Below are 26,414 nucleotides of genomic sequence, written 5' to 3'. Positions count from 1 at the left end.
CTCATTTGCAAAACTAGGAGGGTAGATGCCTCGTTTTATTAAAATATTACAAATTATTATCGCTATTGTGGTTGGGGTTTTCCTCGGCTATGACCTTATTCTACATGGCATCAGCATCTTCGATGATAAGTACGTCACAATCACCTGCGTGTTATGGGTGATGCTTGAGGCTGCATTGTTTGTGATTTATAAATTAATAGAAGATGATTGAGCCGATGTGAGCGGCTCAACACAGAACAGCGAATTTTTTGGCCAAAAAAGCCTAAGCCTCTGATTCTTGTCAGGGGCTTTTTGTTCATCTCTGATTAAGGTGAATACACATAAAGTAGCGTCATCAAATGAAGTGGAGTGAGTGAATGAAGCACATTCGTCGAGAAATGACTGATTTAATTAACCGTGGATTAGATTCGCACGTTCGAATTGCTGTCACGGGGTTATCGCGAGCGGGGAAAACGGCTTTTATTACCTCATTAGTGAACCAATTACTGCACACCTCTACCCATGATAATTTACCGCTATTTTCCGCAACGCGTGACCGACGCATTGTGGGTGCAAAACGTGTCCCTCAAACTAACTTAATGGTTCCACGCTTTGCTTACGATGAAGCGATGTCACAGTTACACAGCGAACCGCCACATTGGCCTGTGCCCACTCGTGACGTCAGCGAAATTCGCCTAGCGATCAAATACAAACCTAAAAAGCGCAGTAAAAAATTATTTGGTCATACGGCCACACTTTATCTCGATATCATCGACTATCCGGGGGAATGGCTGTTGGATCTGCCTCTGCTCGAAATGACCTATGAACAGTGGTCAGAACAGCAGTTTTCAGCGCTAAGTGAACTACGTTCCTCATTAGCCGAGCCGTGGCTTGAAGGGTTAGCTAAATTTGATGTAACACAAGACGCCAATGAGCAAAAGCTTGCTTCACTGTCGATGCTGTTTACGGAGTATTTGCACGCGTGTAAAAATGCCGGTTTACATTGGGTGCAACCGGGGCGTTTTGTGTTGCCGGGAGAGCTAGAAGGTGCGCCTGTTCTGCAATTTTTCCCATGCCGTAATCCGTACGGTGAAGACAAGCCGGCTCCCAATAGTAATTACAGCATGTTAAAAGCACGCTATGAAGAATACCAAAACAAGGTTGTGAAAGCTTTTTACAAAAATTATTTTGCCACGTTTGATCGGCAGATTGTGTTAGTCGATTGCTTATCTCCACTCAATGATGGCTACGGCTCCTTTTTGGATATGCGTCGTGCGCTTGAGCAGATTATGCATAGCTTTCGTTATGGTCGTAATGGCTTACTCAAGCGTCTGTTTGCACCCAAGATAGACAAAGTGCTGTTTGCCGCAACCAAAGCGGATCATGTCACCCCTGAACAACACCCGCATTTGGTGTCGTTACTGCAGCAGATGGTTCATCCTGCTTGGCAAAGCGCCGCCTATGAGAATATTGAGATGAGTTGCATCAGTATGGCATCGATACAGGCCACACAAGCGGGTTTTATTGATAGCGGTGAGCGCACCATTCCAGCCTTACAAGGTGTGACTCTCGATGGCGAAACCTTGACCATTTTTCCCGGCGATGTGCCGAAAAAGTTACCTAACAAAGAGTATTGGCAGCATCAAGGGTTTGAATTCACCAGTTTTAAACCAAGAGCATTTAGCTGTGATGAACCTTGCCCTCATATCCGTTTAGATAAAGCGTTGGAATATTTAATTGGAGATAAGCTGAAATGAGTGATTTAAAAACCAAGCAAATCTTTAATCAAAAATTAGAACCACAACAGAAGAGTACGCCAGAGCTTACGGCTCAACAGCAGTTTCAAAATAATGAAGCCTTCATTCCAATGCCGATCAGCAATGAAGAGAGTGCTGCGGAAAAAGAGTTGGAGCAAATCATTCGTCCACCACAAGGTCGGAAATGGCGAGCTGCGGCATTAGTTATAAGCTTTGCAGGTTTAATCGGTTGGCAAGCTATCGATTCAGTTATCACGGCGATTCAATCAGCGGACTGGTTAGCATTGGGCTGGGCGGGATTTATTGCTGGTTTGGCATCGTTAGGCTTAAGTACCTTAATCAAAGAGCTGTGGAAGTTACGAGCACTTCGCCATCATTTTAGTATTCAAGAGCAAAGCGAACAGCTTATGCAAACCGACAGCGTTGGTCATGGGCTCGCGTTCTGCCAAGCTCTAGCTAAACAAAGTGGCATAAAAACCGAAAGCCCAGCCTATGATCGTTGGTTAAACAGCGTTAATGCTTCACACAGCGATGCTGAAATACTCGATATGTACGATGCTATGGTGATGAGTGAACAAGATAAACAAGCAACCAAAATCGTCTCACAATATTCAACAGAAGCGGCAGCACTAGTGGCAATTAGCCCTTTAGCCATCGCAGATATGTTGTTAGTGGCATGGCGTAATTTTACTATGATTGATCAACTGGCAAAACTGTATGGAGTGCCATTGGGTTACTGGTCTCGTCTCTCTTTATTTAAGTCAGTATTGGTTAATATGGCAGAGGCAGGTGCCAGCGAACTCGCCATCGACGCCAGTATGGATCTCCTTTCTATGGATTTAGCCGGAAAAGTATCCGCGCGGGCAGGGCAAGGTTTAGGGGTGGGAATATTGACCGCTCGTCTTGGTTTGAAAGCCATGGCACTGCTCAGGCCGATGACATGGCAGCCAGACAGAAAAGTAAAATTAGGGGCGATTCGCAAACAGATCGTCGCAAGAATTGCCGCGCTTACGGTGAAATAAGCAACATTTATCAAATAATATGCCCGAATGTGAACCTCAAAACATGAGATAACTTGACGCCATACAAGGCTTGATAGAAACTACTGTCAACTTTTCCTGACACTTTTTATTAGGATTTTTAAGTGCGTCTTGAAGTCTCTTGTGAAGATAGACTCGGCTTAACCCGAGAACTGCTCGATATTCTTGCATCGAGAAACATTGATTTGCGTGGGATTGAAATCGATGTCATCGGCATTATTTACCTCAACTGCCCTGACATTGATTTTGAAACATTCAGTGAATTGATGGCTGAAATTCGCCGAATTTCTGGCGTAAAAGATGTTCGGAAAATTCAATTCATGCCCATGGAGCGGCATAACACCGAGTTAATTTCATTACTCAACAACGTGCCTGATGCGGTGCTGGCGATTGATCTGAAAGGGTTTGTTGATATGGCAAACTATTCAGCGTTATCGCTGTTTAACAAAACAGAGAAAGAGGTGATAGGGCAGCCGATTTCTGCATTATTACCTTTCTTTAACCTATCACGCTGGCTTGAAGGCAACAAAGCACGACAACGTGAGGAGATCGTGCACGATGGTCTCGATTATCTGATGGAGATGATGCCTGTTTATATTACGGGTGAGTCGAAAGAATCCACCTTGGCGAGTACCATGATGATGATTCGTTCTAAAAGCCCTAGCGGCGTCGTCGATGATGCTTTGCCCTTACACAATAACCTTGGTTTTGAACATTTTGTCGGAGTTTCTAACCGCCATAAAGCGCTCATTAGCCAAGCTAAGAAGCTGTCAATGCTTGATCAACCTTTGCTTATAGAAGGCGAAACCGGAACGGGTAAAGAGATGTTGGCCAAGGCTTGTCATAATCGCTCTCACCGTGCCTCCTTTCCTTTCTTAGTTCTGAGTTGTGCTTCAATGCCGGATGATGTTGCGGAAACGGAGTTGTTTGGTCATGCGCCAGGGTCATTTAATCATCAACAAGGCCATAAAGGTATTTTTGAACAGGCGAATGGCGGCACTGTTTTTCTCGATGAAATCGGGGAGATGAGCCCTCATTTACAAATTAAACTACTGCGCTTCTTGCAAGATGGTACATTCCGCCGCGTTGGTGAGGAGCATGAAGTTCATGTTAATGTTCGTGTGATTGCTTCGACGCGTCACAAGTTGGCAGATTTAGCCGAATCAGGCGCATTTCGTGAAGATCTTTTTTATCGTCTGAATGTGTTAACTCTCCGTATTCCTACTTTGCGTGAGCGGCCTAATGACATTCAACCATTGCTTGAACTATTCGTGGCGAAACACATTAAGAAAATGGGTATGGCCAAACCACTACTAGCGGAAGATTTGGCGGATCAGCTCTCTCATTACCAATGGCCAGGCAACGTACGACAGTTGGACAACATGGTGCTCAGGGCGCTAACGGAGATGTCTGATAATCAGTTAACAGTGGATCTCTTCCATCTGCCACAGCTTGAAACCGTTCATACTGGCAATACCCATGTCAATCTTGATGGCTCATTAGATGACATCATGAAAGAGTATGAATCTCAAATTTTGGAACGTTTATATCAGTCTTTCCCTTCAAGCCGTAAGTTGGCTAAGCGTTTAAACGTATCACACACCTCTATCGCCAATAAGCTACGCGACTACGGAATTAGGAAAAATTGATGCAGTCATGCAGCACCTTGTCCCAAGTGTATGAAGTGGACAATGATATTTTAGTGCGAACCGCAAAACTTGAAGATGCGGAGATGATCGCCGCCTATTTTACGAGTAATCGTGAACATTTACGGCCTTGGGAACCTAAGCGAGAAGCGGCGTTTTTTGAGGCTCACGGGTGGGCACAGCGGCTGATTAAACTTGGTGAGCTGCATAAAATGCAATTAGGCTATTATTTGCTCATCATCGATATTAACAGTGGTGACATGCTTGGCACCATTTCGTTTAGTAACCTCTCACGCTTTCCATTTTATGCTTGTAATCTCGGCTATTCGTTAGCGAAGAATGCACAAGGTAAAGGCATCATGGGCCGTGCATTAAAAATGGCGTGCCACTACATGTTTAAGGTACAAAACCTACACCGTATCATGGCTGGTTATATGCCAATCAACAAACGCAGTGAAGCGGTGTTGATGAAAATGGGCTTTCAGGCCGAAGGTCACGCTAAAAATTATTTGCTCATTGATGGCCAATGGGAAGATCACAACCTAACAGCATTGGTTAATGCTGATTGGCGCCCAAGCTAATGGGTTATCGTTTTAAAAGTAAAGCGGCTATATTCACAAGTCAGCTAAAACATTAAGGAAATTCAATGTCGTATTTGCCTTTGGATCAATACCAAAGAAAATGGATTTTCACTCACCAATCAATGCCAGTTCCTGAGCAAGATCTGGTGCATATTAAACCCATGTCTCAAGCCAGAGCGGCTCAGTTTTGGCTGGAAAATATCAGTGCTCAAAGCCCCGATTCAGAGAGGTTAAGTTCTCAAGATTGGCCTCGCAAAGCAGGCAGTTGGATCAATGAAATCAGTTGGATGAAAGAATGGGAAAGTGACGATGAATCATTACCCGTTGATATTTTGGCCCATATTGATTGGCAAAATGACGTGACCGTTTATTTTTGTTATGAAAAGTACAATATTATCGAAACCCAATGGTCGGTATTTAAAAAATACTGGAAAAATTTCTTATTTTACGATGATGGACCAATCTTATTGGGGCGTCGCCGTGCTCAAGCGTTATGGTTTGGTTCAAATGGTAAAGTCAAATTGGGTAATAGAAAGTAACGAATAAACGAATAAAAAGCAGCCTAGGCTGCTTTTTATTCGTTCTACAGTACTCGAGAGTTATTTAATTGATACAAACTTTATAACATCACGCTATCCATTCTTTCCTATACTGATCATAAGAGATGTTCGGGAGGGCGCATGGACGATAAAATTCTCCAATCTGTTGTTGAAATTACGGGGCAGAAAAATGCGGTGTCATTGGGTTATTGTGTCATCAGCGCTCTAGTCGAGATGTTGCCTCTGAAATCGGCCTGCTTAGAACATTATATTGGACCTCATTCCTATGTCATTGCAAAAGCTACTATCTGTAGCCGTATACCTGGAAAATTTGAAATTAACTGGGAATATGAGGGCGAGACGGTTCCAAGTTATGAACATAACCATTCTGATATCGAGCCCAAAATAGAAGATTTAGGTACAAACGGATACCATTGCATTTACCCTATTGCGATCAACGATAGTTTTTCTGCTAGGTTGTCTCTGATTCTAAAAGTTCCGCCCAAACAATATCGAATGCTCATTGAAGGCTTTGTTAAAATTTACCAAAATTACGTTTTATTATTGCATGAAAATGAGCGTGACAAACTGACAGGGTTGTTGAATCGAAGGACGTTAGAGGATAGGTTGCGCCTTAGCTTTGATGTGCTTCCTGAAACGACGACAGTAGGTTCAGTGATGCCTTGGGTTGCCATCATTGATCTCGACCATTTTAAACGGATCAATGATAATTTTGGCCATCTGATTGGCGATGAAGTTTTGCTCTTGGTGGCTCAGCAAATGCAGAATTTTTTTCTTAATCAAGAACAACTGTTTCGGTTTGGTGGAGAAGAGTTCGTCATTATTTTTCCTGCCAGTGAGTATGAGGTCGTGCTAAACAGAACCGAGAGGTTTAGACAGCACATAGAGCAGTTTCGTTTTCCTCAGGTTCAACATATCACGCTTAGCATTGGTATCTGCTCTATCTCGCCAAGAGAATATCTCTCAACGATTCTAGATAGAGCAGACAAAGCACTCTACTTCGCCAAAAACCACGGCCGCAATCAAGTACAATGTTATGAAGACTTGTTGCGTAGCGGTGTATTCATTGAAAACGAAGAGGGGGACAGTAGTGCCGAACTATTTTGAACGGTTCACCTTATTTCTTCGCCGATAGCGTGCTACCCATTGAGGCAGTGATGATCATCGTAATGGCGATCCATTGCGTTAAGCTTAATTGTTCTTGAAGAATAATTAATCCAGCTAATGCGGCGATGGCGGGCTCTAAGCTCATTAACACACTAAAGTGTTGTGTAGACAAACGCTTTAAAGCCGACATTTCTAGGCAATAAGGTACGGCGCTTGAAAGAATCGCGACAGATAACGCCATAGGCAGTATTGACCACGTAAAAATAGACGCCTCTGATAATACAACGCCGATTGGAAACGCAAACAGGGTCGCAATTGTCATCCCTATCGCAACGGTTGCGCCTCCAGAACCGACACTCCCCGCCCTTTGACCAAACCATATGTAGGCTGCCCAGCATCCGCCGGCCGCTAAAGCCAGTGCAACGCCAATCGGATCAAGTGCATCGACACCCGTTAGATCGGGCAATAAAAAAACAATGCCCAAAATAGCAAGCGCAACCCAAATCAGATCTTTTTTGCGTTTAGATGAGAGAAATGCAATGAGTAATGGCCCAGAAAACTCCAACGCAACCCCAATACCAAGAGGAATTCGTTCAATAGCAAAATAGAACATCAGTTGCATGCCACCTAGGCTTGCTCCGTAAATGATCATTGAGCGCCATTGTGAAAGAGAAAGTCGTAACTGCCATGGGCGAAAAATCATTAACAGTATTAATGCAGAGAGACCAACGCGCAGTGCAATTGTTCCACCTGGGCCAACAATAGGAAATAACTGCTTGGCTAGTGACGCGCCAGATTGAATGGTGGTCATGGCCAAGAGTAGAGTTAACACAGCCAAGAATATAGGGGATTTAATCGGTTGCATGCGCATCCATATGAAATAAAAGGAACGGGCCGATTATGCCTGAAAAATAAAGGGGTTAATAGGAACAACGAGCGGTGAATTAAAAGGGGATACCGTGAGTGCAAAACACTCACGGACCAAAAGATAAATTAAGTGGGCTTGGCTTAGTGGATGTAGAAACGAGGGTTTGCCGTTCCCCAAATCGTATACAGTTCAGGGAATATGAGCTCTGCATTTTCTTCCAGCTCACTGACAGTGATTCGGCCTTGCTTTTGCGCGCCAAACAAGGTGACTTCCTGATTAGGAAGGACGCCTTTCACATCGGTTACGTCAACCAATGTGGTGTTCATTGAGGTTACTCCAACCACCTTTGCTCGTTGACCGTTAATCAATACGTCACCGCGATTGCCCATTTTTCTTGGGTAACCATCTGAATAGCCAACAGGCAGATTTGCCAAAACACTCTCTTTGGTTACGCGGTATGTACTGTCATAGCCAACAGTGCTTCCTTTAGGAAGATGATGCAATGACGCAATACGTGTTTTGAATGAGACGATTGACGGATATTCCGGGTTAGTTGGTAAGTCGCCATATAGGACGCCGCCAGGACGTACCATATCAAGTTGTGCTTCCGGTACATTGAGAGCAGTGTAGGAGTTGGCAACATGCAAAATCAGTTCATCGCGTTTTAGGTTTGCTTGCTGAATCAACCAAGCTGAATTGGTATTAAAACTGGCCAACTTGCTGCGGATTTCGTCTGGGTTGTAATTGGGGAAATGCGTCATTATCCCAACAATTTGTATGCCACTTTGAGTAGCAATCGCAATCGATTCTTGTTTTCCTGCATCGGTTGACATATCGATACCATTGCGTCCCATACCGCCATCATTTAATGCCAAATGTACTCTTATCGTTTTACCTTTTTGCTGGCTTAGCTGAGCGAGTTGCTCAGCTTGTATTTTACTACCGATGAGCTCTTCGATATCTAACTCGACACTTTGTGCGATTTCATCAATGCTCGCAGAGCGAACACGCATCAACTGGCCTTTAAACCCGCTCTCACGTACGGCTCTAGCCTCTGCATTACTGGTAATTGCGATACAAGGGATCCCTTGCGCGAGAATAGTTGGCATTAAACCGCGAATACCGTTGCCGTAAGCATCAGCCTTCATCACGGCGCAAATTTTAGTTTGGCTGTTGATGTGGCTCTTAAACTGCTCAATATTTTGTTTGAATTGGCCAAGATCGATCTCAAGCCAAGTATTGGATTGCTGAATTTCTTGTATAGAAGGCTCACTGACGTTAAGGCTCAAAGGTGCAGAAGTCGCTGAAAAAGAGGGTAAAGCCATGGCAATTGACAGTGTAAGAAAAGAGGCTTTGAAATTCATTCTATCTCCTAGGTAAGTAAAAACAAGAAAGCCCCGTTAGGGGCTGACTCTATTTTAGTTAAGTTTGAAACGCCCCATTGCGTCTTGCAATGTGACCGATAATTGACTGAGTTCGTGGCAAGCTTGCGCCGTTTGTTCTGAACCCTGCGCGACTTCTTGTGAAGCCGTATGGATATTTTCAATGTTGCGGCTTAGTTCATCGGCAACGGAATCTTGTTCACTACAAGCACTGGCGATTTGTGTTCCCATATCCGCAATTTGAGCTACTGAGTTTTCAATTGAAACCATCAATTGCTGCGAGTGGGTTCCTTGAACGACGCAAGAGTCAATGCTGACGCGCGAACGTTCGGTTGCTTCTTTTGCTTCGCCTGCCATGGTTTGTAATTTTTCAATAATGGTTGTGATTTCGCCAGTTGAAGCTTGAGTTCTTCCCGCAAGGGTGCGCACTTCATCGGCAACAACAGCAAAGCCTCGGCCAGATTCACCAGCGCGGGCTGCTTCAATCGCAGCGTTCAGTGCCAATAGGTTTGTTTGCTCAGCGATGTTACGAATAACGTCAAGTACCACGTTAATTTGTGTGGATTGTTGTTCTAAATTTGCAACGGTTTCGCCAGCCTGACCAATAATTGTAGCCACTTGTTGAATGGAGCTCACCATCGCGGCATTGTCTGTCGCACCCTCTTTGGCTTTAGTGTTGGCACTACTTGCTTGTGATGCTGAGTCTTCCGTGTTGCGTGCTACATCGGCCACTGCGGCTTTCATTTGCGTCATCGCTGTTGCGACTTGTGTGATCTGATATTGCTGCTCTTTCATACCTTGAGCTGAGATATTGGAGATTTGACTCATCTCTTCCACAGCACTGCTCAGTTGTGTTACAGCGGAGATGATCTCTTCGATCAGTTGACGTAAATTGTTCTGCATCTTTTGTGAGGCATCGGCAAGTTCACCTAATTCGTCATTGCCAATAGCATTACGATCGATCTGTTTTGCTAAGTTACCTTCTGCAATCGCGTTTGCTTGGTCAACAACCAAACGCAAAGGCCCACAAATTATGCGAGTCAAGAAGAGGGTGATAATGACCATGACGACGATAATGGAAACATTACTGATACTTGATGAAGTGTTCAGTGTGTCAACTGCTTTAAGAATATAGCTTTTGTTGCCATCCATTGCTTTTTGCAAGATGCCAATCAGCGTTTTTATGTCGGCTTCAATTTTCGTGAAAGTTTCAAGCGATTGATTCAGTAGTTTGTGGGCATCGCTTTTATTATTGCTTTCTAAAGCCTGATTAAACTGAGTCACAATGTTTATATAACTATCCCAGTTACTCATCAGTTTTCTAAATGTCTGCTCTTCTTCGCCTGGCCAAACACTTTTACCATACTGTTTTAAACCTGCATCAACCTCTTGTTGTAATTGACGGCTAGTCACTAGGCGTTGTTTCACTTCGTTTATATCATCGGTGAGCAAGGAAGCAAACTGCGTACGACGCCAATAGGAGAGTTTATCTCCCATTGAATCTACGTGTTGTAGTGCAGGCAGTGTATCGTCGGCAAAATTCACCAACTGACTTTTGACTTCTTGGAGTTCGCTATATAAAAACCAAGCGAAGAGGATGTTGATTAAAGCGATGAGGCTAAATGAGCCTGCAATTTTCTGTCTGATGGATAGATTTTTTAAAAACATGAATGAGTTACCTTTGATTGTTTTTGTCAAAAGTCGCTTGAGCGAACAACATCCATTTACCGACAATGTGATCTACATCCTAATTGGTCGCGGATATTATCATGTTATCTATAAATTGACGATACCTATACTATTAAAGTAGCAGATGTTTGATTGTGCAAAGATAAAACGATTAATTTTAATGATGTGAGGGTGGTTGATTATTGGTTTAACACCTAAGAGTGGTGAGAGGATTTGCAAGCGACCCCTCATTCTGAGTATTTGCCTTAGTGGTAATCGTTGTTCATTGATCTAACACCAAACTTTTTGCTGAGTAACTGTAACATAATGGCAACGTTGTTCGAGATTCAAGTACACCTCTAATTATCGTTTCTATGAGTACTCAGGAAGAGTTTATATGGTGCGTCCTTACTTAAAATTTATCATCCCTATTTTAGTTCCATTACTTATTTTATTGTTGCCTATGACCGCTTTCCCTTTTGACGGGATGACCGTAATACAGCAGCGAGTGATTGCCATCTTTTTGCTCGCCGCTCTTTGTTGGGTATTTGAACCGATCCCAATCTATGCCACATCGGTAGTCGTGATCGTGCTAGAGCTCCTAATGGTATCGGATAAAGGTATCTGGTTTATGAGGCTTGCTGAGGGAGAAGCTCATTTTGGTGGCTTGCTAAAACATACTGATATCATGGCGACGTTTGCCAGCCCAATTATTATGTTGTTTTTGGGTGGCTTTTTCTTAGCCATGGCCGCCACTAAGTATCGCTTGGATATCAACCTTGCACGAGTGCTGCTCAAACCATTTGGCCAGAATCCCAAGTATGTCATGTTAGGCTTGATGTTAATTACTGGCATCTTCTCGATGTTTATGTCCAATACCGCAACAACAGCGATGATGCTTTCCATCTTAACGCCAGTCATCGCAGTGTTTGGCCCAAAAGATCCAGGGCGAATTGCTTTTGCTTTGTGTATTCCGGTCGCCGCTAATATTGGCGGTATAGGTACGCCAATAGGTACTCCTCCCAATGCGATCGCATTGAAATATCTGGTCGGTGAAAATTTAATTACCTTTGGTGAATGGATGGCCTTTGGGGTGCCGTTTGTGATCATAATGATGGCACTCGCATGGGTATTGATTAGCGCCATGTTTAAAGCAGAGCAACAAAAAATTGAATTGACCATTAAAGGTAAATTTTTAAAAACACCAAAAGCCATTATTGTGTATGTCACCTTTGCTCTGACCATTCTTCTTTGGTTGATGGGCTCAACCCATGGTATGAACTCTTATACTGTTGCACTGATACCCGTGGCTGTCTTTTCTCTTACTGGCATCATCAACAAAGAAGATCTAAAGAAAATTTCTTGGGATGTGCTGTGGTTAGTGTCTGGTGGTATTGCGCTAGGACTTGCATTAGACAAAACGGGGTTAGCGCAACTAGTGGTGAACAGCATTCCTTTTGCACAGTATTCACCTTACGTTGTTTTATTTGGTGCGGCATTTTTGTGTCTCATTATGGCCAATTTTATGTCACATACCGCCACCGCGAACTTATTAATGCCGATTATGGCCGCGCTTGGTGCTTCAATGACTTCGCTTACTCCATTAGGTGGAGAAATCACGTTGATTCTCGTGGTTACCTTTGCTGCATCACTTGGTATGTCATTACCTATCAGTACACCACCTAATGCGTTGGCGCATGCTACCGGGCACGTTCAAAGTAACCAAATGGCTAAAGTAGGGGTTGTCCTCGGTGTGATAGGGGTGCTGCTCAGTTTTGTTATGGTTTGGTTACTTCATGCGGTTGGTCATATCGGTTAGGTAGCATTATGTCGGATAAAAGACTTGTTGCACTCATTGATCGTTATTTTCGCCATCCTGAACGGATGGTGAAACTGCCTTCGGGAAGTATTGTCATTGAGCAAGAAGGTTATAATGATCGACTCTATTTCGTATGGTCGGGAGAATTGAGTGGCTATTACAACGAAAAAGGCGATAAACCGATAAAAGTTTTTTCAGCCGGTGCAGGTGCTTTTATTGGCGTACACAGTTTTTTTTCTGGTGAATGGATAGCTTCTTCAACAGTGGTGGCTGAATCTACGGTAGAGCTTGCCTGGATCGACCGAACTACGGCCGTCTTAGAAGAAGATCAATATGGACCTTTAACCGCCCAGTTTACCCCCGTTATTGTGAATGAATTATCCCGCCGTCAACGACGCGCAACTCAAGAATCAGTGGCAAAAGAAAAAGCATTAGAAAGGTTATATTCGGCTGAGCAAATGACGACCTTGGGCCAGTTAGCGGCGGGCATTGCCCATGAATTGAACAATGCCATCGGGGTAGTGAGTAGCAAATCTGAGCGATTAGAAGTACTGTTTATGGAGCTGCTCGAAGAGGTTCATCCTGAAGCGAGCCTCTTTTTCGATTTTGGCTTGATGTATGGTCAGAAAGTATCGTCAAACGAAGCTAGAAGGCGAGGTGCTCTTTTCGAAAAGCAATACGCCCTGCCTAAAAATGTGGCAAGAGATTTAGCAAAAGCGGTTCCAGAAGACTACTTATCTTCGCACTGGCTGAAAAATCCACATTTAGCTATCCGTTATTGGCAAATGGGCCGTGACTTGCATGATTTACGTTTGGCCTCTAAACATACTGTTGGCATTGTTAAATCAGTAAAACAACTGGGCCGAACTGAAATTACTCAAGATGAAGAGTTCGATATTAACGATACGATCAATCGAGCATTGGCACTATTACAGAGTGATTTACGACGTGTCAGTGTCCGTATTAGGCCTGCTGCATTACCCTTATTTAAAGGATCTCAGACAGAGCTGGTACAAATTTGGGTAAACATCATCAAAAATGCCTGTGATGCGATGGCTAACATAGCAGAGCCAATGATAGAGATACAAACCAAATTAAGTAAACAACGTATATTGGTAACCATTGCTAATAACGGTCCTGAAATTAACGAAGCCACTAGACGGAAAATATTCCAACCAAGCTTCACCACCAAAAAAGGAGGGTTGTCGTTTGGTTTGGGACTAGGGTTATCAATAGTGAAACGCATTGTTTCTGGGTATGGTGGAAATGTCGTACTCAAAAGTGACAATGAAAGAACAATATTTAGAATTAAATTACCCACGGAGAGCGATTATGGAGAAGCTTAATATCATTTGTGTCGATGATCAAAGGGAAGTATTAAGTGCGATACTGCAAGATCTTCAACCACTCACTTCTTGGCTGAATATTGAAGATTGTGAATCGGCTTATGAAGTATTGGATCTAATGGATGAGTTTGACGAACAAGGTGAGCATATTGCACTGCTGATGTCAGATCATGTGATGCCAGGAAAGACAGGAGTCGAATTATTAACCGAGGTCGCAGCAGATTCCAGATTTAAGAAAACAAAGAAAATTCTGTTAACAGGGCAAGCAACACACACAGATACGATCAATGCGATTAACACTGCAGGTGTAAATAGGTATTTTGAGAAACCATGGAATGCGAAAGAGCTGGTAGATTGTGTTCGCACTTTAGTGACAGAATTCATCTTTGAAGTAGGTTTAGATTATAAAGACTATCACAACGAATTAGATCAGAAAATAGTGCTAGCAAAACTGAGATAAGTGAATAATGCCCAAATAACTTTAACGGCGGCTATTAAAGTGTTTGGGTATTAATCGATGATATTAAAATGGCCAATAAGCTTGTCATCAGCATTCAATATTTGTCCTTGAGAAGATTCTTCATCATAAATAAAATTGAGATGAAGAGTGTCTAAATTGCAATTTATCTGACTTAATATATGACGTGTCAATATGTCACTATTAAGTTGATGAATAGTCGCATTCCAAGAGCAATGTTTAATATGAAAATGAATATTCATAGTGAGCGTAATTTTTGTGTTGCTTTAGATTTAGCAAACCAAAAACGCTTTCTACCAGTTGTACGAGACATAGTAGATCTCCTTTGTAAAAATGAAAATATTACATAGATAGAAATAGGATTGTCAAAACGGTTTATGCAAAAATGGCTGAATGTTCGAACGGGATAAGCAGAGGGAACGGAGCAGAAGTTTGAGCGATAACGTTGATAACTATAATTTATAATCTAGGTAAAAATAAGAGCGCTGGCGTGGTGCCAACGCTCACACATTCATGCGAAATTATTCAGCACGTACGTTAGCAGCTTGAGGACCTTTAGCACCTTGTTCTACAACAAAAGATACTTTTTGGCCTTCTGCTAAAGTTTTGAAACCTTCAGAAGCGATAGCGCGGAAGTGTACGAATACATCTGGACCGCCGTTGCTTTGAGAAATGAAACCAAAACCTTTAGTTTCGTTGAACCATTTTACAGTGCCAGTAGTAGTGTTAGACATGTTATGTCCCTTATAAAAATAAAAAATTTTAAAATACAGGTGTTGCTTTGAGACGAATTATTTAAATGAGACCATGAAACTAGAGGACACTTTGAATTGAATCTGAAAGGGAACTTTGGCTTACTTGTTACATTAATAACCCTGTTCAACAGAGCGGACACATAATCGCATGGTCCTCAATCAAAGTAAAGCATTTATTTTAAAATAATTGAGCATTAGGAATCTGAGCAGGTTATTCGTGATTTTTGTTACTTTTCAAACCATTTTTAGTCAACATTATCAGTGATAAGGCTCTGCCTATCTTTGGGGTTTTTGTCTTTTATTTTTAATATCAATCAGTTATGTTTCATGTGTTTTTAATTTCTATAATTTGTGTGGCTATTTATTTTCTATTTTATCAATTTATAGGAAAGGTGACATAGGTCACGCCTGTTCCTTGTCTAAATTGACTACTGTCAAGTTGACATCCCTCTTTGGGGGTATGATTTCCTTATGGAATACGATGCGCATCACATAAATGCAACGTGTTCTGTCAAAACCACATCCGTTGAGATTTGTGAGGAATAATGAATATTAAAAAAAGAATGATAGTGGGAGTTCTTGCTATTGGGGTGCTGCTCGGTTGGTTAAGCCTTGGAGGGACTCATGTCATCTTAGAAAAAACGTCGAGTACGGAATTTTGTCTCTCTTGTCATACTATGCAAGCACCCTTTCAGGAGTATCAAGGCTCGGTACACTTCAGCAATGCCAAAGGCATCCGCGCAGAATGTGCTGATTGCCATATCCCCACTGATACTATGGATTATTTAGTCACTAAAATCAGGGCGTCCAAAGATATCTATCATGAGTTCATTACCAAGAAGATCAGCACACCTGAAAAGTATGAAGCGCATCGAGCCGAGATGGCTGAAACTGTCTGGGCGCAATTAAAAGCGAACGATTCTGCGACCTGTCGTTCATGTCACAGTGAAGATGCGATGGAGATTTACGACCAAACGGTGCAAGCACAAAAAATGCATCAGTACGGTATCGACAATAATCAAACCTGTATTGATTGCCATAAAGGTGTGGCGCACATGCTTCCTGAAGTCAAAATGGACAGCCAAGCATTAGCCCATTTAGTCGAAGAGGCTAAGTTAACCCCTGTGGGCACTTCTATTGTTTATGCGATGCAATCTACGCCCATTTCTGATTTCGGAACGATCAATCCAGCGACGCCGCTGAAAGTATTGAATGAAAGCGATGGCAAACGCACCGTTGAATTGAGTGGTTATCAGATGCAAGGTGCAGAACAAGTCTTGTATATGGGTGAAGGTAAGCGTGCTGTGATTGCTATGTTAACTGAAGCAGGGCAAAAAGCATTGAGCGTAAAAGAGTATAACGAAGATGCCTACGGAAATCAGTGGCGTCAAGTAACACTTGCCGGGGACATCGACACGCCAGTGTTGGGTAAAATGGATTCGCTTTGGGCATACGCTGAGCAATTGGACAATGTTTACTGTTCAACATGTCATGCCAAAATTCCGAGTAACCATTTTACGGTTAACGCGTGGCCTTCTGTGGCAAAAAGTATGGGGGACCGTACCTCTATTTCCGCAGAGGATCTAGAAATCCTCACGAAATATTTCCAATACAATGCGAAAGATGTTGTTGCCCAATAAAAAATGAAATAAGGATTCAGTGATGACTACTCTCACACGTCGAAGTTTTCTAAAAAGCGCTGGTGCAACTGCAGGTGCGGTCGCTATTTTTTCGGTTAAACCCATGCCAGTTCTCGCTTCCGCACCGCGAGGAGCTGGTGTACTGACTGCTGGGCGTTGGGGCGCTATGCTGGTTGAAGTTAAGGATGGGAAAATTATTTCCTCAAAGAATGCATTGCCGCAAACCGTACCCAATAGTCTACAAACCTCAGCGCCAGATCAAGTGCATACTCAAGCTCGGGTCAAATACCCGATGGTGCGTAAAGGTTTTCTAGCAAATCCCCATATGCCAGATGGTAAACGAGGAGACGATGAGTTCGTCCGCGTTAGTTGGGAAAAAGCGCTGCAATTAATCCACCAACAGCATGCTCGTATTCGCACTGCTTATGGAGCCGAGTCAATTTTTGCGGGCTCTTACGGCTGGCGATCCAGTGGAATTTTACATAAAGCCCAAACCCTACTGCAACGCTATATGAGTATGGCGGGAGGCTATTCGGGTCATTTAGGTGATTATTCTACGGGGGCTGCGCAAGTCATCATGCCTTACGTTGTAGGCTCAATAGAAGTGTATGAACAACAAACAACTTACCCTGTTGTACTTGAAAGTAGTGATGTTGTGGTGCTTTGGGGGCTCAACCCTATTAATACACTGAAAATAGCATGGAGCAGTACCGACGGCGCGGGGCTTGAGTTTTTTAATCAACTCAAACATTCTAAAAAAACCATTATCGCTATCGATCCTATGCGTTCGGAAACCATCGAATTTTTTGGTGAAAACGCTCAGTGGATTGCACCGCATCCTGGTACTGACGTTGCGATGATGTTGGGGATCGCCCACTCACTAGTTGAAAAGGGCCAACATAACCTCGAATTTTTGAATAAATACACCGCTGGTTACGACAAGTTTGAAGCTTATCTGCTAGGTCATTCTGATGGCACGCCAAAGACAGCACAATGGGCTGAGGCAATTTGTGGCGTTCCTGCCAAACAACTAGAGCTATTGGCTGATATTTTTAGCAAAAATAGAACCATGATCATGGCTGGTTGGGGAATCCAACGTCAGCAATATGGTGAACAAAAACACTGGATGCTTGTCACTCTGGCTGCAATGCTAGGGCAGATCGGTTTACCCGGTGGTGGGTTTGGTTTTTCATATCACTATTCCAATGGCGGTAACCCAACGCGAACTGCGGGTGTTTTACCTGCTATATCAGCGGCTATTGATGGTGGTTCATCTGCGGGTAATGATTGGGCCGTTTCTGGAGCAGTAAATAGTTTTCCTGTGGCTCGTATTGTTGAAGCGTTGGAAAACCCATCCGGTCAATATCAACACAACGGGCATGAGAAAACATTTCCTAACATCAAAATGATCTGGTGGGCAGGCGGTGCAAACTTTACTCATCACCAAGATACCAACCGTTTGATTAAAGCGTGGCAAAAGCCGGAACTCATCGTTATCTCTGAGCCTTATTGGACTGCGGCCGCAAAACACGCTGATATTGTACTGCCCATCACGACGTCATTTGAGCGTAATGATCTCACCATGACAGGGGATTATAGCAATCAACATTTAGTGCCGATGAAACAAGCAATTGAGCCTCAATTTGAAGCGCGAAATGATTTTGATGTATTTGCTGATATGGCGGAGCTGTTAAAACCGGGCGGACGTGCAGTGTATACGGAAAATAAATCCGAAATGGAATGGTTGGCTGGTTTCTATAAAGGAGCTCAAGCTATCGGTCGCCAGAATCGGATTGCAATGCCTAACTTCAGCTATTTTTGGAAACAAAATCAGCTCATTGAGATGAAATGGAACGAAGCGAACGCGAAGTTTGTGCGTTATTCCTCTTTCAGAGAGGATCCTATCCTGAACCCTCTTGGTACACCAAGTGGCAAGATTGAGATCTTCTCCAAAACCATCGAAGGCTTCAAATATAGCGATTGCCCGCCACATCCTATGTGGATGCCGCCAACGGAGTGGGTAGGGAATGCTCAAGCCGATGAACTGCAATTGATGACATCGCATGCGGCTCATCGTCTCCATAGCCAGTTAAACTATGCGGCACTACGCGAGCAATATGCGATAGCAAACCGTGAACCGATCTGGATTCATCCAGAAGATGCAAAAGTTCGAGGGATCAAAGATGGCGATCTTGTCCGTGCTTATAATCAACGTGGCCAAGTCTTAGTTGGCGCGCTGATCACGGATGGAATTAAGCAAGGTTCGGTCTGTATTCATGAAGGGGCATGGCCCGATTTTGATAAACCTCATGGTTTATGTAAAAACGGTGGATGCAACGTACTGACCGCTGACATACCTACTTCAAGGTTAGCCAATGGCTGTGCTGGTAACTCTTCAATTGTGAAAATAGAGAAATATATAGGAGAGCCACTTCCTCTAACCGCATTCACACCGCCCAAAGGCGCGTAAAAGCAAAAAGGCCACTAGATGAGAGTGGCCTTTACTTTTTAATCAGAGAGTCGTAGTCAGTGAGTAATATCAGCTCGCCGCGATTTTGTTTGTTCTACGAGGTCTATTTTGTCCAGCCGATCCGCTTCTCGTGGGTTGGTTTGCACTTGGTTTGTTGCTGTTTGAACGAGTGGAATTGGCCGCTTTCGGCTTTCTGTCGTTAGTTTTGGTATTTGCGCTTATGCTGTGACCTTTTGCTACATCACCAGAGCGCTGTCCGTCATTATGTTCTGGTTTGTTCTTTTTCGGCTTTTTCGCTTTAATCGGTTGTAGCGAAGAAGATGCCGGTAATTTGTTCACTGGCGCAAAGCCTTCAACCTCAATTCGTTCTAGTAAATTTTGGGTAAGGCGCTCAATGGCAAACATGTCTTTTGCTTCATCGGCGCAGACCAAAGAGATCGCATTTCCTTCAGCGCCTGCGCGGCCTGTACGGCCAATTCGGTGAACATAATCTTCAGGGACGTTAGGCAATTCAAAGTTTACCACTTGTGGTAATTGGTCAATATCAATGCCGCGAGCGGCAATATCCGTTGCTACTAAAATGCGGATCTCACCACTTTTAAAATTGGCCAATGCCTTAGTACGTGCGCCTTGACTTTTGTTGCCATGAATCGCGGCGGCGCTGATGCCACTGCCTTCAAGTTGTGCGGTTAAGCGATTAGCGCCGTGTTTAGTTCGTGTAAATACCAACGCTTGTTGCCAATTATTTTCTTTGATTAGTTGAATCAATAGCGCTGGTTTTTTCGCTTTATCTACAGGATGCACCCACTGTTTGACGGTTTTGGCGGTACTATTGCGTGGCGTAACCGAAATCTCGACTGGGTTGTTAACTAACCCTTTCGCAAGTTGGCGAATTTCATCAGAGAAAGTGGCCGAAAAGAGTAGGTTTTGACGTTTTGCTGGCAGCAGTGCAAGGATCTTTTTAATGTCACGAATGAAGCCCATGTCTAACATGCGATCCGCTTCGTCTAAGACCAAAATTTCTAATTGGTTAAATTTAATCGCATTTTGGTTGTATAAATCCAGCAGTCGACCCGGTGTCGCGACCAAGATATCTACTCCACGACGCATTTTCATCATCTGTGGGTTAACTTTCACACCGCCAAAAATAACTTCAGAGCGTAGTGGAAGGTTTTGTCCGTAAGTTGCCACGTTGTCGGCAACTTGCGCGGCTAATTCACGTGTAGGCGTCAGAATTAATGCACGCACTTGGTTGGGGCCTACTTTTGGGCCTTTAACTAATAGATCCAAAATGGGCAGGGTAAATCCTGCTGTTTTCCCGGTACCTGTCTGGGCCGCTGCCATCACATCTTTGCCTTCAAGAACGGCTGGAATAGCTTGCGCCTGAATTGGCGATGGTGTTTCGTAACCTTGAGAAGCAACGGCTTTCAGGATGGCATGGGATAAACCCAGAGAGGCAAAACTCATTAAAATGTCTCGATATGTAAATAAGGAAGTGATCCGCATCACGTTGCGGAAAGGCGCAAGCATACAGTAGTCACAGCAAAAGTGCTACGGAATGTCTCTGTTTGCCACTTGTCAGTAACAAATAGTGCGTATTTTCTTCCGAGAACATTAAAATTAACAATTCTAATGTAACCGGTTTCCGAAACCGGTTACATTTTCCCGATAATCGTTTATGATGTCACGCAAAGTAGCAAAGCGATGATGGATTTCTATACCACGTGTCCACATGGCGTGAAATAGCATATTAGATCGACATATAAGGGTACATTGAGTCAGCAAATAAAGACGAGGTAGATGACGATGGCAACGAATGGTTTTCCAAAAGATTTTTTATGGGGTGGGGCTGTAGCAGCACATCAAGTTGAAGGTGGATGGAACCAAGGTGGAAAAGGAGTCAGCATTGTCGATGTGCTCTCAAAAGGAGCGCATGAAGTACCTAGGGTGATGACCTCCGGTGTGGATGCAAATTATTTCTATCCTAATCATGAAGCCGTTGATTTTTATAGTCATTACAAAGGTGACATTGCACTTTTTGCTGAGATGGGTTTTAAATGTTTTAGAACCTCAATTGCTTGGACTCGTATTTTTCCACAAGGTGACGAAGTCTCGCCCAATGAAGCAGGGCTACAATTTTATGATGATCTTTTTGATGAATTGCTGAAATACGGCATTGAGCCAGTTATTACGCTTTCGCATTTTGAGATGCCATTCCACCTTGTACAACAATACGGGGGATGGACAAATCGCAAGCTTGTGGATTTTTTCGTTAACTTTAGCCAAGTGGTGATGGAGCGTTATAAACAGAAAGTGAAATACTGGATTACCTTCAATGAGATCAATAACCAGCGAAATTGGGAATTCCCACTGTTTGGCTACTGTAACTCAGGGGTGATCTTCACTGAACATGACAACCCAGAGCAGGTGATGTACCAAGTCATGCATCACCAATTTATTGCCAGTGCTTTAGTGGTCGATCTCGGTCATAAGATCAACCCTCAATTTCAAATGGGTAGCATGATTCATATGATGCCGCTTTATCCCGCGTCGTGTCGTCCAGAAGATATGATCCGCTCTCAAGAAATGATGAGAGAGAAGTACTTGTTCAGCGATGTGCAAGTTCGTGGCTATTACCCAAGCTATATTTGGCGTGAATGGGAGCGAAAATCGATAACCGTTGATATGCTCGATGGCGATGAAGCGATACTGCGTAAGGGTTGTGCCGACTACCTTGCGATCAGCTATTACATGACGAATATTGTCTCTGATGATCGCAACGCTGAAGGCGAAACAACCAGTTTATTCAAACAAAGTCGCTTAAACCCTTATCTCACCGCGTCTGATTGGGGATGGCAAATTGACCCGGTAGGGCTTCGCTACGCGCTTTCTGAACTGCATGAACGCTACCAGAAACCGATTTTTATTGTCGAAAATGGTTTTGGGGCGATCGATGAAGTCGATGAGCAAGGCCAAGGCCAAGTGCAAGATGATTATCGGATTGAGTATTTACAAGCACATATACGAGAAGTGAAGAATGCCATTGCTATAGACGGCGTTGATGTCATGGGCTACACCCCTTGGGGCTGCATCGATTGTGTGTCGTTCACCACTGGTGAATATAAAAAACGTTACGGTTTCATCTATGTAGACAAACACGATGATGGTTCTGGTTCAATGGCTCGCAGTAAAAAGAAAAGCTTTTACTGGTATCAGTCTGTGATCAAAACCAATGGCGAACAATTATAAACGTAGAATAACAATAATAATTGTTGATTGAGAACGTTCATCCAGCTTAGGAAATTAGGTAACCTCCCTCGGCTTCCAAGAGTCGGGGGTTTTTATTAGGAGTCACCATGGCGACAATCAATGACGTTTGTAAAGCTGCGGGCGTGTCTAAAGCCACCGTATCGCGCGTACTCAATCAAACTGGCCAAGTAAAAGCAAGTACGCGAGAAGCCGTTTTACAAGCCATGTCCACCTTGGGTTATCAACCTAATGTGTTGGCGCAAGCATTAGCCACAAACAGTGCAAATGCGATTGGGCTGATACTTCCTCAGTTTCAAGGGAGTTATTTTGGCAGCTTATTGCATCAAGCAGCACAAGGTGCCGAGCAAGCACGTAAGACCTTACTTGTCATGGACAGTCACGATAATGCGACAGGCGAATTAGCAGCAGTGCGCTCATTGCTCACTCAGCGTTGTGACGCCATCATGCTTTACAGCCGCCATTTGTCGAATCATGAGCTGGCATCATTGCAATCTGATGTTTCAGTGCCACTGATTGTACTCAATCGAACCTTGGAAGAAGTCGGTTTACATAGTTTTGGTTTTGAGCAGCATCAAGCCGCTTCTTTAGCGATTAATCACTTGCTTGAACTTGGCCATCGCCGCATTGCTTGCATCACTAGCCCTTTGGACAGTGATACAGGACAACAGCGATTTGCTGCTTACCAGTCAGGCTTGCAGCAGACTGGTATTAAGCTCAATCAAACGCTCGTTGTTGAAGGTGATAATTCTATGCTGGCGGGTTATGTCGCGGTTCAACGGTTATTAGAACAACAGAGTGAGTTCAGCGCTATTTTTGCCTGTAACGATGATATGGCACTAGGAGCAATGCGCGCACTTTACGAACATGCCATTTTGGTACCTAATCAGGTCTCTGTGATGGGGATTGATGATGAGCCTGCGGCTGCGTATTCGGTGCCCAATCTCTCAACAATATCGCTTCCCATTGAGCAACTGACGAAGGACGCAGTAGCCTTGGCCCTACAATTGGCTGAAGGGAAGGGCTCGGATGATGCCAAGATACATCGCTATCTAGGTAAGCTGGTGCTTCGAGAATCAACGTGCGCACCTTAAGAGGCCTCGCAGATTAATGACTCATTGAAATAATGAGCATTTATTTTAATTAACTGTATAAATCCACAGTTAATTGCTTGACATTATGTCACTCTTTACTAAGCTGTATGTATGCACAGTGAAGTTGGAGGTGAAATATGTTGTGGGAAACGCTAGAACGAGTTAACCGCCTTCGCCAAGAAGCGTTAGCCAACCCAGACTTTGTCCAATCCGCGCAAGACCATGAAGAGACATTGAAGCAGGTCGAGCAATACTTTGAACCAACGAAACGACGCAAGGCAGCAAAACGTGCAAAAACCCTTGCAGATATTTATCAACAGACTGAATTTGGTGAAAATCCATCTGGTGTTCAACATTAGTCAGTGTTTGACATGAGCCAATGTTTAACATGCATTAGCAAAAATGGTTTAGCTTGCAAAGAGCTGCTTGATGCGCAGCTCTTTTTCGTTTCCTTCTTTAAGGCTGAGCGTTTGTCTTTATTCGGCTCAGTTCATTCAGCCAGTTGATAAATAGTACAGTTTAAGTCAGATTTATCGTCTGATCTAAAGGCGATTGTCCGCATTTGGTTGGGGAGCAAAAAGAAGCTGGAGTCAGAAAATTGTAGTACGTTGTCATGTTCTAGGTGAACGTAAAGTGCAGGTCGGTCAGTGGTCAAACAGAGACTGCCCGCACGATATTCACACAATATGCGAGCCGATTTTAAGGGCAAACGTTTTGGTACATCCGGCAGCCAAAAATTATCCCGTTGGCCATCCGTACTGACAAAGTAGATCGCGCCTTTTTCTGGTGTGAAATCCCTTATTGTGTGTTGCCACACGATTTGGTTACTCTCTTGGGGCAGTCGTTCATTGATTGACCAATGCTTTCGCAATTCTCCTTCCCATCCAAACCAATATATGTCACCCACAAGGTATTGCTCACCGGGCGCATCATTAATGGCTCTCAGTGATAGGTGTTTCTCATCTTCAGAAAAACAGGCCAAAAGCGGGTTATAAAACCGTTTGGCGTGATAATGTAATTGCTTCCAGCGTCCAGAATACTCAATGCTTGACCAAGACGCGACGGGCCAGTTGTCATTGAGTTGCCAATATAATATGCCACGGCAAATCGGTGAGGTTGCCCGCCACGCTTCGACAGCCGTTTTAATTGCCATGGCTTGCTGAACTTGGCTCAAATAAAGCATCTGCTGGAAGCCATTCGGGAAACGGAAATAGCGAGTAAACATTTCGGTGATGATGCTATTACCACGACCATTCTTTTGGTGATGTTCAAAATGAGGCGCACTGATATTCCAGTCGCTTGCTGGGATAATTTGCTTCACTTCACTAAATGAAGGCCAAGACTGATAACCGAATTCCGAACAAAACCGTGGGGATATTGAATGGTAAGCGTCAAAGGATTTACCTGAATGCCATACATCCCAAAAATGCATGTCACCTTTATTATCATCATGCCAAGCGTCACCAAAATCTAACTCACCATTGCAAGGTGAGCTTGCCCAAAAGCGGCGATTTGGATCTTGTTCATTGACGAGGATTTCTAAAAAACGATTGAGTCGGTCGTAATTGACTAAGTATTTTTCACGGTTTTCTCGAGATTCTGGATACCAAGTTAGTGAACCAATCACCTCATTATCACCACACCAAATGGCAAGGCAAGCATGGTGCTTCAAACGCTGTATTTGTTGTGTGACTTCTTGCTTTACCTCTTCTAAGAAACTCGGTGTTGAAGGGTATTGCGCGCAGGAAAACATCAGATCTTGCCAGACTAATAATCCGAGTTGGTCGCAAAGTTGATAGAAATGATCGTGTTCATAATCACCTCCTCCCCACACACGAATCATATTCATGTGAGCTTCTTGTGCGGCTCGTAACAGCTGTTGATAACGGGAAAAATTGACTTTGCTTGGCATGGCATCCATTGGTATCCAATTCGCGCCCTTCACTGATATCGAGACCTCATTCACGATAAAGGTCATTTCACTGCCGATGGAATCTTGCTCAGTGCGCAACGTGAGACGTCTTAAGCCAACTTGGCGGCTGATCTGCTGCTGTGCCATGGCAATAGACAGTGTGTATAAATAAGGGTCACCGTAACCGTTTGGCCACCAGAGATGCGGATGGTGGACATCAATATCCACACTGCTTTGGTTGCAAAAAGCCTCACTATCGATCGTAATGGTTTGATCGCCAAAAGTAAGTGTGATGGGGGTTGAGAGCGATTCGCTATGCCGTATTCTCACGTGCAGCGTAACGTGTGTTAAAGCATGCCAAACTTGTTCAATATCCACACCCAGCAGTGAATATTCTTGTACCGTTTTTAATTGCATTGGTGCGAAAACACCACAAACAGCAAGGCATATACCCCAATCCCAGCCACTGTGGCATTGAGGTTTTCGCACTGTGTTCATGTGAGGAAGTTGATTATTCCCTTGCGCCCAAGGAATGGGAAAGGGCAGCTCATCGGCTCTTTGCTTTGCTATCGTAGCGGCAGGTTCAAATCGCCATTCAAAATGATTTACGCCAATTTGCAGATAAGGGCGAATATTAACGGTATAGGTTTGAAAAGCATTATAGCACTGTAGAACCTTCTGTCCGTTGATCCATAGATCAGCAAACGTATCGACCTTATTCAGCTCCAGTAAGTGGTTCGGGCACTGGAGGTCTGCCGCATTTAAAGTGATCGCTTTTGTTAATACCCAATGACATAAACCAGCCCACTGAACTTGAGATTCATTAGATGCATAATAGGGATGAGGGATCAAACCCGCTTGCAGTAATGCATGATACTGGTCGCCGGGCAGTGTCATCGCGATTTTAATCTCGGGATACTCGGGTGAGCTCAATCGCCATTCACCGTTTAAATCAAACATAAATCCACCTCAAAAAATACGATTTACAAGGGCTAAATGAGCTGATTTAACCATGCACTATGAAATAAAAATGTGCATGGGTGGC

At 43.6% G+C, this 26,414-nt stretch carries 22 protein-coding genes; 15 read left to right on the top strand and 7 right to left on the bottom strand.

What is annotated here, in order from left to right:
• The first annotated feature begins 25 nt into the window (after window positions 1-25).
• The 7 genes from PL85_RS03955 to PL85_RS03925 all read left to right on the top strand — a co-directional run bounded on the left by PL85_RS03955 (window position 26) and on the right by PL85_RS03925 (window position 6,670).
• Window positions 26-211, top strand: a complete 186-nt coding sequence (locus PL85_RS03955) for a hypothetical protein (protein WP_010320694.1) — start codon at window positions 26-28, stop codon at window positions 209-211.
• Window positions 212-356: 145 nt separating this feature from the next.
• Window positions 357-1,736, top strand: a complete 1,380-nt coding sequence (locus PL85_RS03950) for a YcjX family GTP-binding protein (RefSeq protein ID WP_115339822.1) — start codon at window positions 357-359, stop codon at window positions 1,734-1,736.
• The gene (locus tag PL85_RS03945; RefSeq protein WP_115339821.1) at window positions 1,733-2,758 is read left to right on the top strand and encodes a YcjF family protein; all 1,026 of its coding nucleotides are present in this window, start codon (window positions 1,733-1,735) and stop codon (window positions 2,756-2,758) included. The genes PL85_RS03950 and PL85_RS03945 overlap by 4 nt, the downstream gene beginning before the upstream one ends.
• Before the next feature lie 122 nt (window positions 2,759-2,880).
• On the top strand, window positions 2,881-4,425 hold the full coding sequence (gene tyrR / locus PL85_RS03940) for a transcriptional regulator TyrR (RefSeq protein WP_017043611.1): 1,545 nt from the start codon (window positions 2,881-2,883) through the stop codon (window positions 4,423-4,425).
• Complete coding sequence (rimJ, locus tag PL85_RS03935; protein WP_017043610.1) at window positions 4,422-5,003, top strand: ribosomal protein S5-alanine N-acetyltransferase; 582 nt, start codon at window positions 4,422-4,424, stop codon at window positions 5,001-5,003. The genes tyrR and rimJ overlap by 4 nt, the downstream gene beginning before the upstream one ends.
• Window positions 5,004-5,068: 65 nt before the next feature.
• Window positions 5,069-5,542, top strand: a complete 474-nt coding sequence (locus PL85_RS03930; RefSeq protein ID WP_010320690.1) for a DUF2947 domain-containing protein — start codon at window positions 5,069-5,071, stop codon at window positions 5,540-5,542.
• A gap of 141 nt (window positions 5,543-5,683) precedes the next feature.
• Window positions 5,684-6,670 carry a GGDEF domain-containing protein gene (locus tag PL85_RS03925; RefSeq protein WP_094131948.1) on the top strand — a complete coding sequence of 329 codons (987 nt, stop codon included), beginning with the start codon at window positions 5,684-5,686 and terminating at the stop codon, window positions 6,668-6,670.
• 10 nt (window positions 6,671-6,680) lie between these two features.
• Here PL85_RS03925 and PL85_RS03920 read toward each other — a convergent pair whose 3' ends face one another.
• The 3 genes from PL85_RS03920 to PL85_RS03910 form a co-directional block, all read right to left on the bottom strand.
• Window positions 6,681-7,535, bottom strand: coding sequence for an EamA family transporter (locus PL85_RS03920; protein WP_115339820.1), 855 nt, complete (start codon window positions 7,533-7,535; stop codon window positions 6,681-6,683).
• Between the two features lie 143 nt (window positions 7,536-7,678).
• Window positions 7,679-8,902, bottom strand: coding sequence for an alanine racemase (gene alr, locus PL85_RS03915; protein ID WP_013856786.1), 1,224 nt, complete (start codon window positions 8,900-8,902; stop codon window positions 7,679-7,681).
• A gap of 54 nt (window positions 8,903-8,956) precedes the next feature.
• Complete coding sequence (locus PL85_RS03910) at window positions 8,957-10,588, bottom strand: methyl-accepting chemotaxis protein (RefSeq protein WP_026027984.1); 1,632 nt, start codon at window positions 10,586-10,588, stop codon at window positions 8,957-8,959.
• Between the two features lie 400 nt (window positions 10,589-10,988).
• On the opposite strand from PL85_RS03910, the gene PL85_RS03905 reads away from it, so the two are divergent.
• Genes PL85_RS03905 through PL85_RS03895 form a run of 3 tightly spaced genes read left to right on the top strand, consistent with a single transcriptional unit; the run spans window position 10,989 to window position 14,213 of the window.
• Window positions 10,989-12,407, top strand: a complete 1,419-nt coding sequence (locus PL85_RS03905; RefSeq protein WP_174223853.1) for an SLC13 family permease — start codon at window positions 10,989-10,991, stop codon at window positions 12,405-12,407.
• Between the two features lie 8 nt (window positions 12,408-12,415).
• Window positions 12,416-13,753: an ATP-binding protein gene (locus tag PL85_RS03900; protein ID WP_017044755.1), complete on the top strand. Its 1,338-nt coding sequence runs from the start codon at window positions 12,416-12,418 to the stop codon at window positions 13,751-13,753.
• The gene (locus PL85_RS03895) at window positions 13,740-14,213 is read left to right on the top strand and encodes a response regulator (protein ID WP_010317964.1); all 474 of its coding nucleotides are present in this window, start codon (window positions 13,740-13,742) and stop codon (window positions 14,211-14,213) included. The genes PL85_RS03900 and PL85_RS03895 overlap by 14 nt, the downstream gene beginning before the upstream one ends.
• A gap of 50 nt (window positions 14,214-14,263) precedes the next feature.
• On the opposite strand, the gene PL85_RS18805 is transcribed toward PL85_RS03895, so the two are convergent.
• Entirely contained in the window at window positions 14,264-14,473 is a 210-nt protein-coding gene (locus tag PL85_RS18805; protein WP_115339818.1) for a hypothetical protein, read from the bottom strand.
• 279 nt (window positions 14,474-14,752) lie between these two features.
• Window positions 14,753-14,965: a transcription antiterminator/RNA stability regulator CspE gene (cspE, locus tag PL85_RS03890; RefSeq protein WP_010317961.1), complete on the bottom strand. Its 213-nt coding sequence runs from the start codon at window positions 14,963-14,965 to the stop codon at window positions 14,753-14,755.
• 566 nt (window positions 14,966-15,531) lie between these two features.
• On the opposite strand from cspE, the gene PL85_RS03885 reads away from it, so the two are divergent.
• Both PL85_RS03885 and PL85_RS03880 read left to right on the top strand, forming a co-directional pair.
• The gene (locus tag PL85_RS03885; RefSeq protein ID WP_017044754.1) at window positions 15,532-16,626 is read left to right on the top strand and encodes a NapC/NirT family cytochrome c; all 1,095 of its coding nucleotides are present in this window, start codon (window positions 15,532-15,534) and stop codon (window positions 16,624-16,626) included.
• A 22-nt stretch (window positions 16,627-16,648) separates the two neighbouring features.
• Complete coding sequence (locus PL85_RS03880; RefSeq protein WP_094149376.1) at window positions 16,649-19,096, top strand: trimethylamine-N-oxide reductase 2; 2,448 nt, start codon at window positions 16,649-16,651, stop codon at window positions 19,094-19,096.
• A 69-nt stretch (window positions 19,097-19,165) separates the two neighbouring features.
• On the opposite strand, the gene PL85_RS03875 is transcribed toward PL85_RS03880, so the two are convergent.
• Window positions 19,166-20,563 carry a DEAD/DEAH box helicase gene (locus PL85_RS03875; RefSeq protein ID WP_459559268.1) on the bottom strand — a complete coding sequence of 466 codons (1,398 nt, stop codon included), beginning with the start codon at window positions 20,561-20,563 and terminating at the stop codon, window positions 19,166-19,168.
• Window positions 20,564-20,902: 339 nt separating this feature from the next.
• Here PL85_RS03875 and PL85_RS03870 point away from each other — a divergent pair, with 339 nt between their 5' ends.
• From PL85_RS03870 to PL85_RS03860, 3 genes are all read left to right on the top strand, one after another.
• Entirely contained in the window at window positions 20,903-22,345 is a 1,443-nt protein-coding gene (locus tag PL85_RS03870; protein WP_115339917.1) for a 6-phospho-beta-glucosidase, read from the top strand.
• 107 nt (window positions 22,346-22,452) lie between these two features.
• Window positions 22,453-23,457, top strand: a complete 1,005-nt coding sequence (locus PL85_RS03865; protein ID WP_115339816.1) for a LacI family DNA-binding transcriptional regulator — start codon at window positions 22,453-22,455, stop codon at window positions 23,455-23,457.
• A 137-nt stretch (window positions 23,458-23,594) separates the two neighbouring features.
• Window positions 23,595-23,816: a hypothetical protein gene (locus tag PL85_RS03860; RefSeq protein WP_010319365.1), complete on the top strand. Its 222-nt coding sequence runs from the start codon at window positions 23,595-23,597 to the stop codon at window positions 23,814-23,816.
• A 131-nt stretch (window positions 23,817-23,947) separates the two neighbouring features.
• Here PL85_RS03860 and PL85_RS03855 read toward each other — a convergent pair whose 3' ends face one another.
• On the bottom strand, window positions 23,948-26,329 hold the full coding sequence (locus PL85_RS03855) for a glycoside hydrolase family 2 protein (RefSeq protein ID WP_115339815.1): 2,382 nt from the start codon (window positions 26,327-26,329) through the stop codon (window positions 23,948-23,950).
• Window positions 26,330-26,414 lie beyond the last annotated feature (85 nt).

Source organism: Vibrio anguillarum, from assembly GCF_001989995.2.
In the GTDB taxonomy this organism is placed as follows: Bacteria; Pseudomonadota; Gammaproteobacteria; order Enterobacterales; family Vibrionaceae; genus Vibrio; species Vibrio anguillarum.
This window is presented reverse-complemented; position numbering and strand designations above follow the sequence as displayed.

Bases quoted from the DNA above. Each gene is read 5' to 3' on its own strand.
- PL85_RS03955 (WP_010320694.1), top strand. From the start codon at position 26: ATGCCTCGTTTTATTAAAATATTACAAATTATTATCGCTATTGTGGTT.
- PL85_RS03950 (WP_115339822.1), top strand. From the start codon at position 357: ATGAAGCACATTCGTCGAGAAATGACTGATTTAATTAACCGTGGATTA.
- PL85_RS03945 (WP_115339821.1), top strand. From the start codon at position 1,733: ATGAGTGATTTAAAAACCAAGCAAATCTTTAATCAAAAATTAGAACCA.
- PL85_RS03930 (WP_010320690.1), top strand. From the start codon at position 5,069: ATGTCGTATTTGCCTTTGGATCAATACCAAAGAAAATGGATTTTCACT.
- PL85_RS03925 (WP_094131948.1), top strand. From the start codon at position 5,684: ATGGACGATAAAATTCTCCAATCTGTTGTTGAAATTACGGGGCAGAAA.
- PL85_RS03920 (WP_115339820.1), bottom strand. From the start codon at position 7,535: ATGCAACCGATTAAATCCCCTATATTCTTGGCTGTGTTAACTCTACTC.
- alr (WP_013856786.1), bottom strand. From the start codon at position 8,902: ATGAATTTCAAAGCCTCTTTTCTTACACTGTCAATTGCCATGGCTTTA.
- PL85_RS03910 (WP_026027984.1), bottom strand. From the start codon at position 10,588: ATGTTTTTAAAAAATCTATCCATCAGACAGAAAATTGCAGGCTCATTT.
- PL85_RS03900 (WP_017044755.1), top strand. From the start codon at position 12,416: ATGTCGGATAAAAGACTTGTTGCACTCATTGATCGTTATTTTCGCCAT.
- PL85_RS03895 (WP_010317964.1), top strand. From the start codon at position 13,740: ATGGAGAAGCTTAATATCATTTGTGTCGATGATCAAAGGGAAGTATTA.
- PL85_RS18805 (WP_115339818.1), bottom strand. From the start codon at position 14,473: ATGAATATTCATTTTCATATTAAACATTGCTCTTGGAATGCGACTATT.
- cspE (WP_010317961.1), bottom strand. From the start codon at position 14,965: ATGTCTAACACTACTACTGGCACTGTAAAATGGTTCAACGAAACTAAA.
- PL85_RS03885 (WP_017044754.1), top strand. From the start codon at position 15,532: ATGAATATTAAAAAAAGAATGATAGTGGGAGTTCTTGCTATTGGGGTG.
- PL85_RS03880 (WP_094149376.1), top strand. From the start codon at position 16,649: ATGACTACTCTCACACGTCGAAGTTTTCTAAAAAGCGCTGGTGCAACT.
- PL85_RS03875 (WP_459559268.1), bottom strand. From the start codon at position 20,563: ATGAGTTTTGCCTCTCTGGGTTTATCCCATGCCATCCTGAAAGCCGTT.
- PL85_RS03870 (WP_115339917.1), top strand. From the start codon at position 20,903: ATGGCAACGAATGGTTTTCCAAAAGATTTTTTATGGGGTGGGGCTGTA.
- PL85_RS03865 (WP_115339816.1), top strand. From the start codon at position 22,453: ATGGCGACAATCAATGACGTTTGTAAAGCTGCGGGCGTGTCTAAAGCC.
- PL85_RS03860 (WP_010319365.1), top strand. From the start codon at position 23,595: ATGTTGTGGGAAACGCTAGAACGAGTTAACCGCCTTCGCCAAGAAGCG.
- PL85_RS03855 (WP_115339815.1), bottom strand. From the start codon at position 26,329: ATGTTTGATTTAAACGGTGAATGGCGATTGAGCTCACCCGAGTATCCC.